At 71.1% G+C, this 10,428-nt stretch carries 8 protein-coding genes and 1 pseudogene; 2 read left to right on the plus strand and 7 right to left on the minus strand.

What is annotated here, in order from left to right; genetic code table 11:
- Positions 1–24: 24 nt before the first annotated feature.
- The 3 genes from F3H10_RS14840 to F3H10_RS14850 form a co-directional block, all read right to left on the minus strand.
- Positions 25–1,341 (minus strand): PQQ-binding-like beta-propeller repeat protein, encoded by a 1,317-nt coding sequence (locus F3H10_RS14840; RefSeq protein WP_149785556.1) that lies wholly within the window; start codon positions 1,339–1,341, stop codon positions 25–27.
- Positions 1,342–1,343: 2 nt separating this feature from the next.
- On the minus strand, positions 1,344–2,363 hold the full coding sequence (locus F3H10_RS14845; protein WP_149785557.1) for a M48 family metalloprotease: 1,020 nt from the start codon (positions 2,361–2,363) through the stop codon (positions 1,344–1,346).
- A gap of 67 nt (positions 2,364–2,430) precedes the next feature.
- Positions 2,431–3,429 carry a radical SAM protein gene (locus F3H10_RS14850; protein WP_149785558.1) on the minus strand — a complete coding sequence of 333 codons (999 nt, stop codon included), beginning with the start codon at positions 3,427–3,429 and terminating at the stop codon, positions 2,431–2,433.
- 135 nt (positions 3,430–3,564) lie between these two features.
- Here F3H10_RS14850 and F3H10_RS14855 point away from each other — a divergent pair, with 135 nt between their 5' ends.
- Positions 3,565–4,323, plus strand: a complete 759-nt coding sequence (locus F3H10_RS14855; protein ID WP_223174332.1) for a DUF6517 family protein — start codon at positions 3,565–3,567, stop codon at positions 4,321–4,323.
- Between the two features lie 330 nt (positions 4,324–4,653).
- On the plus strand, positions 4,654–5,763 hold the full coding sequence (locus tag F3H10_RS14860; protein ID WP_149785559.1) for a DUF373 family protein: 1,110 nt from the start codon (positions 4,654–4,656) through the stop codon (positions 5,761–5,763).
- Positions 5,764–5,783: 20 nt separating this feature from the next.
- Here F3H10_RS14860 and F3H10_RS14865 read toward each other — a convergent pair whose 3' ends face one another.
- The 4 genes and pseudogenes from F3H10_RS14865 to F3H10_RS16160 form a co-directional block, all read right to left on the minus strand.
- Positions 5,784–6,767: a DUF7139 domain-containing protein gene (locus F3H10_RS14865; protein WP_149785560.1), complete on the minus strand. Its 984-nt coding sequence runs from the start codon at positions 6,765–6,767 to the stop codon at positions 5,784–5,786.
- Positions 6,768–6,859: 92 nt separating this feature from the next.
- Positions 6,860–7,921 (minus strand): phosphotransacetylase family protein, encoded by a 1,062-nt coding sequence (locus F3H10_RS14870; protein ID WP_149785561.1) that lies wholly within the window; start codon positions 7,919–7,921, stop codon positions 6,860–6,862.
- Positions 7,918–10,074 (minus strand): acetate--CoA ligase family protein, encoded by a 2,157-nt coding sequence (locus F3H10_RS14875; protein ID WP_149785562.1) that lies wholly within the window; start codon positions 10,072–10,074, stop codon positions 7,918–7,920. Before F3H10_RS14875 ends, F3H10_RS14870 begins: the two co-directional genes overlap by 4 nt.
- Positions 10,075–10,245: 171 nt before the next feature.
- Positions 10,246–10,428: pseudogene (locus F3H10_RS16160) on the minus strand (PAS sensor protein); the annotation flags it as partial.

Here is a 10,428-nt window from a genome sequence, read left to right on the forward strand (position 1 = left end):
GGCCGGGTTCCGGCCGGCGGGCGACTACAGCAGCCCGGGGTCCTCGTCGTATCGCTGGAGCCACACGAACTCGCCGGTGTCGAACGCGAAGGCGACGGTCTCGCCGTCGATCCAGCCGTCGACGACCGTCGACGACCGGACCTCGAGCGACCGCGTCCAAGCCCGGCCGCCGCCGGCGTCCGCAGCGTCGACCGCGACCGCCTCGCCGTCCCGGTTAACGAAGTACGCCCGCCCCGCGTCGACGACGAGGGACCGCAGCCGATCGCGACCGGGCGCGGCTCCGGCACGCCACAGCGGATCGCCGGAGCCCCGATCGAGGACGCGAAGCTCCCCGCGGCTCACGGCGGCGACCCGGTCGTCCGTCGCCATCGGCGGCGGCCCGTCGCCACCGACTCCGGTCCGCCACGCCACCGTGCCGCCGGGGCGGTCGAGCGCGAGGAGGTCGTCGCCCTCGCGGAGCAGGACCAGGTCGCCGTCGACGGTCGGGCTCGGACCGGATCCGGACTCGTAGCTCCACCTGCGGGAGCCGTCGGGCCCGAGTTCGACGACCGCGTCGGCGGTGGCGACGACGACGCCGTCGGGACCGCCCGAACCGCCGGAGTCACCGGAGCCGCCACACCACAGCCCGCGGACCGGTCCGTCGACCTCGACCGTCCAGTCCGCCCGTCCCCCCCGGACCGCGATCACGACCGCGCCGCTCCCGACGTACGCCCCTCGGGCGTCGGCCGCGATCGGCTCGGCTTCCCGACGTTCGACCGGGTCGGACCCCTTCGCCGGCTCCCCGATCACGTCGGCGAGCGACGCCCGCCAGTCGGGCGCGTCGACTCGGGAGAAACTCGGTTCGCCGCCGTCCCAGTCGTCCGGGTCGTCGACGCGGTCGGCGTCGCTCCCATCGCTCGATCCGTTGCCGGCGCCCTCTCCATTCCCGTCGTCCTCGGCGTCCTCGTCGTCGACGCCCCCCGTTCCGACCACGTCGTCGTCGGCAGCGGGCGTCACGGCGACCACGTCTCCGGCGGATTCGCGGAGGTACACCCGCTCCGCGTCCGGACCGGCGGCCAGTCCGACGCTCAACCCGTCGTGCCGGAACGTCCCGATCTCCTCGGCGTTCCGGTCGACCACGTCGACGGCCGTTCGATCGCCCTCGAACGGCGAGTTCCCCGACTCGGCGAGCGCGATCCGGTCGCCGGCGACGGCGTGGGCGCTCCAATCGAACGCGAACACGCTCGAACCGCCGGCGGACTCGACGTCGCGGACGTCGCCGCCGCCGTAGGCGTACCCGCAGCCCGCCAGACTCGCCGCCGACCCCGTCGCCAGCGCGGCGAGCACCCGTCGTCGGTTCATCTCTACTCGAGCTCCCCCGCCAGCTCGCGGAGTCGGTCGATCCGGTCGACCGTCGGCGGGTGCGTGGCGGGGAACACGTCCGTCGACACCAGCTCCGCGTCGGTGAAGGCTCTCCCCTCCAGGGGCGCGACGTACAACGCCTCCGCGCCGCCGTCGAGCGACCGGAGGTCCCGGTCCGGCACGTCCGCCATCCGGTCGTCGAGTTTCCGAAGCGCGCTCGCGAGCGCGGTCGGGTCGCCCGTGATCGCGGCCGCACCCCGGTCTGCGGCGTACTCGCGGTACCGCGAGAGCACCCGATGGATCAGCACGCTCGCCGCCCAGAACATCGCGGAGACCGCGAGCGTCACGACCGCGGTGACGAACAGGACGAGGAGGGCCTTCGCCGCGCCGTCGCCGCCGTCGCCGTCACCGCCGTGCCCCATCGTCCGCGCCATCCCGTAGAGGACGTACGCGGCCGCGATCGCGAGGTAGTAGGTGACCGTCGGCAGCAGCCACGCCACGGTCATCACGGTGGCGTCGTCGTTGGCGAGGTGTGACACCTCGTGGGCGAGGACCGCCTCCAACTCGCGGTCGTCGAGCACGTCGAGGAGCTCCGTGGTGACGACGACCGACGCGCCGCGTGGCCCCCGAACGGCCATCGCGTTCGGCGCGTCGTTGTGCGTGACAGCGACGTCGGGCCGGTCGACGTCGGCGGTCTGTGCCAGCCGGGTGACCCGCGCGTGGAGGTCCGGGTACTCGTCGGCGTCGACACGGCGGGCCCCGATGCTACCGAGCACGACCGAGGGACCCTTCCAGGCCTGAAGCGCCAGGCCGCCGGCGACGACGACGACCGCGAAAAGCGGGTCGACGTACACCCGGCCGTGGTAGGGACCGCTTCCCTGCGACTCCAGGAGCGGGAGCAGGACCTCGTTCGCCACGAACACGAACGCGTAGATGAACGCGAACGGGAGGACGGCGACCAGCGCGGTGGCGACGAGCAGGCGTCGCCGGAGGCTGGGGTCCTCGGGGAGGGTGGAGGGCATCGCTCTCGAGTTGTGAGCGATCCGGTAAAAATCCCGCGCGAGTCGACCGGAAGTCGGATGGAGAACGCTACGCGACCGGCGTCCGCTCGACGACCGTCCCGTTCACGGTCGGGTACTGCTCGACGATCTCGCCCTCCTCGAGGTCGCCGTCCTCGATCATCTCCTCCAAGAGCCACCACGCGACCTCGACGTGGTTCGTCTTGGTCGTGTAGAACTCCTCGGGGACGCCGAGCGCCTCGAACCGCTCGGGCTCCGCGAACGCCTTGCCGTAGACGAGCGTGCCGTCGTCGGTGACCTCGTCGAACTCGCGGCGGACGTTCCGGGCCATCCGCTTGAGCCGGTTGCGGTGTTGGGCGGCGTCTTTGAACACCGACGTACAGAAGTACACCTTCTCGTGGCTCGCCATCTCCTCGACGATCGCGGCGTCCTTCGACCCCTCGACGGCGGACATGTGGCCCTCCTGTAGCTCGAAGCCCTCCTCTTGCATCCGGCGGTAGTTCCCGTCGCTCATCTCGAACTCGTTGACGTTACAGAACTCCGCCGCTCCCTCGTCTAAGAACTCCAGGAACTCCGGCTCCGCGCGGATCCCGGGGATCTCGAAGGCGGGCGTGAGCCCCTCCTCGCGGGCGACGTACAGGATCTCCTCCCACTCCGTGCCGTGCATGTCGCCCCACAGTTCCAGGGGCGGGTGAAAGCGGATCTCGTCGAGGCCGGCCTCGCTCAGCCGGCGCATGTTCTCGCGGCCGCCCGGGATCCCGGTGTAGAGGTGGGTGTGGTGATCCTCCCCGAACTCGTCCTTCAGGAGTCGAAGATACCGCGTCGTCTTCGCCATCGCCTCCTGGGGCTCGCCGCCCGTGATCGACGTGCCGAGCGCGCTCATGCGCTTGGCCTCCTCGATCACGTCCTCGTCGGACTCGACCTTCCGCTCGTTGGCGTACACGTCGGTGACGTTCTTCCGGTTCTCGCCGAGGGGGCAGTAGAAACAGTCCCGCTGGTCGCAGTAGCCGTAGACGAAGAGCACCATCTTGCCGCCCTTGGCGCACTGTTCACAGCCCTTGGAGATCATCTACCCTCCGGTACTCGCTCCGGCGTGAAAAAGCGTCCGAAGCGTTCTCGCGGGCGTGAGCCGTCCGCACGGCAGTGCGGGCGCCCGCCGATCTCGAACACAAAGTATGTACCCCCGCTCGTCCGGAGGGGAGGTATGGAACACGACGCGATCGCCTCGGAGGGGACCGACCGGGACGCCGTCGAGGACGGGAGTGGCCGGGACGGCCGCGCCGACGACGACGGAACCGACGGCGGGACCACCAGACGCCGGGCGCTCGCGGCCGCCGGGTCGCTCGGTCTCGTCGGCCTCGCCGGCTGTACCGCGCTCGACGTCGTCACCGGCGGCGACCCCGTCGAGTTCGCCGCCGAGGCCGCGACGGTCTCGGACGCCGCGCTCGAGGAGACGGGGTACGAGTCACAGGGCGTCACCGACGACGTGATCACGCGGGAGTTCGAGGTGGCCGGCCAGACCCGGCAGGTCGAGGTGACGAACCGGATCGCGGAGTACGACCGCGGCGTCGAGGTCCTCGGCCAACGCTTCCGGGGCGCGGTGTTCGCGGCGCTCTCGACCCCGAAGGTCGAGGTCCTCGGGCGGACGTTCAACCCCGTCGCCGAGATGGACACCGACGAGCTGGCGACGATGCTCCAAGACCGCTACGAGGGGATGAGCGACGTCGAGCGGGTCTCGGAGTACGCGACCGACGTGGTCGGATCGGAGACGACGGTCGTGGAGTACGAGGCCGAATCGGAGGTCGCCGACGCGGGGGTCACCGTCGATCTGACGCTCCACGTCACGGAACCGATCGAGGTCGGCGAGGACTTCGTGGTCTGTCTCGGCGGGTATCCGACGGCCATCAGCGACGGCGACGACGTTCGCCGGCTGTTGAACGGCGTGGAACACCCCGGCGAGTAAGAGTCGTCCGGAGGCGAAGGGCGGCTTCGTTGTCGTCCGTTTTTTGAGCATCGAAGCGGATGAATCAGACGTTGTGTTTTGAGTGCTAGTAGTACGAATCGGACGAGCGAGACAGGGTCGTTGCTGGCGCAGTAAACACGTCCAAAGTTCCAGTTGTAAGGCTATTAGGGCCTCTGTCACCCGGTTACGGTGTCGACGGCGACGCCACCGCGAATCGGTCGTTCCCTCGTCCGCTGGGGACTCGACGGAGTCGTGAGAACGGGACACGCGAGGGTGGCCGGGCCGCCGCGAGCCGAAAGCATATGCCGACCCCTCGCATATCCTCGGTGAATGCTGCTCGTCCTCTGTGTCGACCTCGACGACGACCTCGGCCGAAAGACGGGGATCCCGACCCCGGTGATCGGCGACGACGACGTCACCGAGGCCGCGGTCGCGCTCGCCACCGCCGACCCGGAGGACTCCGACGTGAACGTGCTGTTCCAGGGCGTGACCGTCCACGACGAGCTGGCCGCCGAGGGCGAGGCGGTCGAGGTCGCGGCCGTCACGGGCGTCGACGGCCCCGACGTCAAGGCCAACCGCGCGGTCGGCGCGGAGGTCGACCGCGTCCTCGCGGAGCTGTCGACCGGCGAGGACGTCTCGGCCATCGTGATCACCGACGGCGCACAGGACGAGTCGGTGCTGCCCGTGATCCGGTCGCGAATGCGGATCGACGGCGTCCGCCGCGTCGTCGTCCGGCAGGCACAGGACCTCGAGTCGCTGTACTACACCATCAAGCAGGTGCTCGCGGACCCCGAGACCCGCGGGACCATCCTCGTTCCGCTCGGGATCCTCCTCCTCATCTACCCGCTCGTCGTACTCGCGAACCTCTTCGACGTCGAGGGCGCGGCCGTGCTCGGACTGATCTCCGGGGGCGTCGGCCTCTACTCGCTGTTCCGCGGACTGGGGTTGGAGGAGACCGTCGACGGGGCGGCCGATTCCGTCCGGAACGTGCTCTACGCCGGACGGGTGACGCTCATCACGTACGTCGTCGCGCTCGCGTTGATCCTCGTCGGCGGCGTCCAGGGCACCGAGACCGTCGAGGCCGTTCGCGGCGTCACCGCCGGACCCCTCCCGCCGAGCGCGACGCTCACCGCCTTCGTTCACGGCTTCGTCCAGTGGCTCGCGGTCGCCGGGGTCACCTCCAGTCTCGGGCAGATCACCGACGAGTACCTCGCCGGCCGCTTCCGGTGGCGGTACCTCAACGCCCCCTTCTACGTCGTCGCCATCGCCGTCGTGTTGTACGCGGTGTCGGGCTTCTTCCTCCCGCCGGCCCCGGGCGTCACCGCCCTGGCACTCGCGGACCTGGCGATGGCGCTCGCGGGCGGGACGCTCCTCGGGGTGTTGAGCACGCTCACGTTCGCGATCGCGGAGTCACAGGTCCCGTCCGGCGAACCGGCCTAAGAGGAACGGGGCGGGACGCCTCACCGCGGCGTCCACTGCTCGCAGGCCTCCATGTCGTCCATGACCTCGTCGTAGTGGCCGCAGTAGGGCCGCATCCCGTCGTCGGTTTTGACGTAATCGAACTCCGCACAGTTCCCGCAGTACGTGTCGCCGGGGCCTTCCCGCGCGGCCGCGTCCGCGGTCGACCGGGTTCCCGAGCCGTCCGGTCCGCCCGGTCCGTTCGGCGAAGCCGCGTCCGGTTCCGCCGGCGCGTCGAGCGGCGAGGAGATGTCGGTCGTCGAACTCCCGCCGTCGCTGCGGCCCGACGGCGTCGTCGAGGAGAGTCCGAGCGAGTCGGCGGCCGTGGAACGGTTCGGTTCGGGATCGGACGTGGCGTCCACGGGATCCGCCGATCCCGGGCGGTTGGTCTGCGTCTCGACATCCCCGTTCGGGGTGCCGCCGAGGAGGCCGACCCCGCCCCCGAGTCCCCGAACCTGGTCGCGCTCGACCTCGATGACCTTCGTTTCCCCCTTGTGGGTCACCTCCATCGTCACCGTTCCGCCCGGGTCGTTGCGGGTCTTGAAGTTGGCGACGCCGACGAAGACGCACCACATCGTGGTCGCGGCCCCGAGGAAGTAGACGCCCGCCGTCGGGAGCGTGAGGTCCACGAGCTCCGGGCGCGGCCCGCCGACCCAGTGGTTCGGGTACGCCTGCGAGAACAGCGCCACGCCGAGCGCCATGATCGCCGCGCCGACGACCGCCGCCGCCCGTGTGCGCCGGTCGGCCGGCAGGACCGTCATCACGCCGAGCGTGACGAGCGGGACGCCGAGCCCGCCGAGGATCCCGCCGAGGCGTCTCGCCGCGCCGGAGGTGTACCCGCGCGGGACGAGCACCTCCGCGGCCACGAGGATCCCGGCGACGAGGAGCAGCGTCCCGCCGACGAACAGCCCCGCACCGAGCGACAGCCGCCGCGGGTCGACCTCGGAGCGTCCCGCCCCCCCGTACGTCTCCGAGAGACTGGTCATACGCCCCCTTCGTCGGCCTCCCTGAAAACAGTACGTCAGACGTTCACCCGATCCGGCGGCGTTCTCTCCGTCGGACGAGCGCGTCGACGCGGTCAGACGAGCGCGTCCACGTCGACGTGGGCCTCGAGCAGTTCCGCCATCCGGTCGACTGTGCGGGCGTCTCGGGTCCGGCCGCCGCTTATCACCGCCTCGACGCGGTCGATCGCGGTGGCGGTGTCGGTGTTCACGGCGAGCACGGCGGTGCCGGCCTCCGCGGCCCGCCCGAGCACCGCGCCCGAGGGCCGGTGGCCGCCGGTGAGCACGAGACACTTGACGCCGGAGGCGTCGAGCGCGGCGGTCTGGACGTCCGCGCGGTCGCCGCCGGTGATCACCGCGGCGTCGCGGGCGCGCCGGAAGTGCCTGAGCGCCTCGTCGCCGCCCATCGCGCCGACGAGGAACCGCTCGACGAACGCGTCCGTGGGGCCGTCGGTCAGCAGCTCCGCGCCGAGCTCGTCGGCGAGGTCGGCGACGGTGACGCCCGCGAGCTCCTTCTCGTGCGGGAGCGCCCCGAAGACTGAGATTCCGCGGGCTTCGAGAAACGGGATCCCGTCGTGGTCGAGCGAGTCGAAGGCGGCGTCCCCGACCTTGTTGAACACGACGCCGGCGAGCCGGTCGCCGAACGCGTCGGCGGCGGCGAGCACCGCGTCGAGGTCGCCCGGCGTCGCGTAATCGGCCACGAGCACGACCCGCGCGTCGAGCAGTTCGGCCACGTCCACGTCGGTGAGGTCGACGACGCCGCCGGTGGTCCAGTCGCCGCCGCCCTCCAGGAAGACGTGGTCGCGGTCGGCCGCGAGCCCGTCGAACTCCTCGCGGATCCGCTCGCGGAGCGCCTCGGCGTCCTCCGTGCCGCGGACCACGCCCTCGATGAACGTCGGCGAGTAGACGACGGGCTCCATCTGGTGCATCTCGGCGTCCAGACCGAGCACCTCGCGGGCGAGCATCGGGTCCCGGTCGAGCGTCTTGCCGACGTTCGACTGGAGCCGCGTGCCCTTCGGTTTCATGTAGCCGACGCTCCCGTCGCGGTCGGCAGCGAGCCGCGCGAGCGCGAGGGTGATCGCAGTCTTTCCGGCGCCTTCTCCGGTCGCGGTGACGAGTGTCGTGGTGGTGTCTGTCATTGGTGGGGTTCCTCGGGGTCGAGTGCTTCGGACCCTTCCTCGAAGTCGAGCTTCTCGGGGTCGACGGTGAGTCGGACGTCGACGGCGGCGACGTTCGCGCCCCCGTCGGCGTCGGGCAGTGCGACGAGCGGGTTGACGTCGAGTTCCAGGATCGCGGGGAAGTCGGTGACGAGCTGTGAGAGGCGGCCGATCGTCTCGATCACGGCGTCGAGATCGACCGGGTCGCGGCCGCGGGCGCCGCGCAACAGCGGCGCCGACTGGATCTCCTCGGTCATCTCGCGGGCCTCCGGCTCGGAGACGGGCGCGACGCGGAAGGCCGTGTCCTCCATCACCTCGACGAAGATCCCGCCGAGCCCGAACATCACGAGCGGGCCGAACTGCGGGTCCCGGTTCATCCCGACGATGGTCTCGACGCCGTCCTCCAAGTCGACCATCTCCTGTACCTGGACGCCGAGGATCGTCGCGTCCGGCTGGTAGTTCCGCGCCCGGGTGATCAGGTCCTCGTAGGTGTCGGCCACGTCCGCGTCGGCGACGCCGACCGCGACGCCGCCGATGTCGGACTTATGAAGGACGTCCGGCGAGACGATCTTCATCACCACGTCGCCGTCGATCCCGGCCGCGACCTCGTTCGCGCGCTCCGGCGAGTCGACGATCTCTCCGGCGGGCGTCTCGATCCCGTAGGCGTCGAGAAGCGCCATCGCCTCCACGCCGAGGCGGTTGTCCTCGCGGTCGCGGACCGTCGCGAGCACCTCGCGGGCGCGCCCGCGGTCGACGTCGAACGACATCGGCTCGGCGTACTCGCGTTCCCTGATGTCGCGGTACTCCGCGAGCGTCGCGAGGCTCTCGATCCCGCGGGCGGGGTCGAAGTAACAGGGGATCCCCGCGGCCTGGAGCTTCCGTTTCGGCTCGCGGGTCCGGTCGCCGCCCATGAGGCAGGCGGCCACCGGCGCGTCGACGTCCGCGACCGTCTCGCGGATCGCGTCGCCCAGTTCGTCGAACTCGAGGGTGGCGGTCGGCGCGGCCAACACGAGCGCGGCCCCGACGTTCCCGTCGGCGAGGACCGTCTCGAGCGCCTCGCGGAACCGGTCGACGTCGGCGTCGCCGATCACGTCGACGGGGTTGTGGACGTTCGCCTCCTCGGGCATCGACTCGCGCAGCGCCTCCGTCGTCTCGCCCGTGAACGAGGCCAACTCGAGGCCGGCGTCGCCGACCGCGTCCGTCGCCATCACGCCCGGGCCGCCGGCGTTGGTCACGATCGCGACGCTGTCGGTGTCGGGCAGCGGCTGGCTGCCGAGGATCCCGGCGGCGTCGAACAGCTCGTCGACGGACTCCGCGCGGATGACGCCGGCCTGGTCGAGACCGGCCTCGTAGGCCTTCTCGGAGCCGGCGAGCGTGCCGGTGTGTGAGGAGGCGGCCCGCGCACCCGCGCTCGTTCGACCGGACTTCACGGCCACGATCGGGGTGTCTTCGGCGGTCTCGCGGGCGGTCTCGATGAACTCGCGGCCGTCCTCGATCCCCTCGAGGTAGCCGATGATCACGTCCGTCTCCTCGTCGTCACCCCAGTGGTCGACGAAGTCGGTCTCGTCGAGGACGGCCTTGTTCCCGAGCGAGACCACGTCCTTGAACCCGACGCCGTTGTCGTTGGCCCAGTCCAGGACCGCGGTGACGAACGCGCCGGACTGGCTCATGAACGAGAGCCCGCCCGGCAGGGCGTTCTCGGGCCCGAACGTGGCGTTCATTCCCGAGGGCGTCGACATGATCCCGAGGCTGTTCGGGCCGACGAGGTTCAGCCCGTACTCGTCGGCGATCTCGGAGAGCCGACGTTCCCGCTCCGCGCCGTCCTCGCCCGTCTCGCCGAACCCCGCGGTGATCACGACGACGTTCCGCACCCCGGCCTCGCCGCACGCCTCGATGGCGTCCAAGGCGATCGAGGGCGGGACGACGACGACCGCGACGTCGGCGTCGGCCTCGCCGACCGCGTCGACGCAGGTCCTCCCGAGCACCTCGTCGTAGTTCGGGTTGACGGGGACCGTCTCGCCGTCGAAGTCCGCGAGCAGGTTCGACGTGACGGCGCGCCCGACCGCGCCCTCGCGGGCCGTCGCGCCGACGACCGCGACCCGATCCGGGTCGAACAGTTCGTTGAGCGTACCCATCGTCTTCCGTCTACGCGGACGGTCGGTTTAACCCCGGTGGCCGTTCTCCGCGTCGGGAAATCCGCCCAGCCGGACGTATCCGCGTCGTTCACGCACCGGCGCCGCGTCGTTCACGCACCGGCGCCGCGTCGTTCACGCACCGAGCCCCCACCGCTCACGGGCAGATCCACGTCACTCGGGGGCGATCCCGTCCCGCCGCCCGCGTTCGATCCGGAGTCGGTTCACGGGGTCTGCCGGCTCGGACGTCGCCTCGCCGCGGGCGCTCGGCACCGTGAGGGTGACCACGTTCCCGTTCCGGTGGGTGTCGAACGCGAGCTCGCCGCCGGACCGTTCCGTGATCCAGTAGACGAGCCA

Source organism: Halorubrum aquaticum (genome assembly GCF_900113615.1).
Lineage (GTDB): Archaea > Halobacteriota > Halobacteria > Halobacteriales > Haloferacaceae > Halorubrum > Halorubrum aquaticum.

Excerpts from the sequence above, each read along its gene's own strand:
- F3H10_RS14870 (WP_149785561.1), bottom strand. The coding sequence starts at position 7,921 with ATGACAGACACCACCACGACACTCGTCACCGCGACCGGAGAAGGCGCC.
- F3H10_RS14865 (WP_149785560.1), bottom strand. The coding sequence starts at position 6,767 with ATGACCAGTCTCTCGGAGACGTACGGGGGGGCGGGACGCTCCGAGGTC.
- F3H10_RS14840 (WP_149785556.1), bottom strand. The coding sequence starts at position 1,341 with ATGAACCGACGACGGGTGCTCGCCGCGCTGGCGACGGGGTCGGCGGCG.
- F3H10_RS14875 (WP_149785562.1), bottom strand. The coding sequence starts at position 10,074 with ATGGGTACGCTCAACGAACTGTTCGACCCGGATCGGGTCGCGGTCGTC.
- F3H10_RS14845 (WP_149785557.1), bottom strand. The coding sequence starts at position 2,363 with ATGCCCTCCACCCTCCCCGAGGACCCCAGCCTCCGGCGACGCCTGCTC.
- F3H10_RS14860 (WP_149785559.1), top strand. The coding sequence starts at position 4,654 with ATGCTGCTCGTCCTCTGTGTCGACCTCGACGACGACCTCGGCCGAAAG.
- F3H10_RS14855 (WP_223174332.1), top strand. The coding sequence starts at position 3,565 with ATGGAACACGACGCGATCGCCTCGGAGGGGACCGACCGGGACGCCGTC.
- F3H10_RS14850 (WP_149785558.1), bottom strand. The coding sequence starts at position 3,429 with ATGATCTCCAAGGGCTGTGAACAGTGCGCCAAGGGCGGCAAGATGGTG.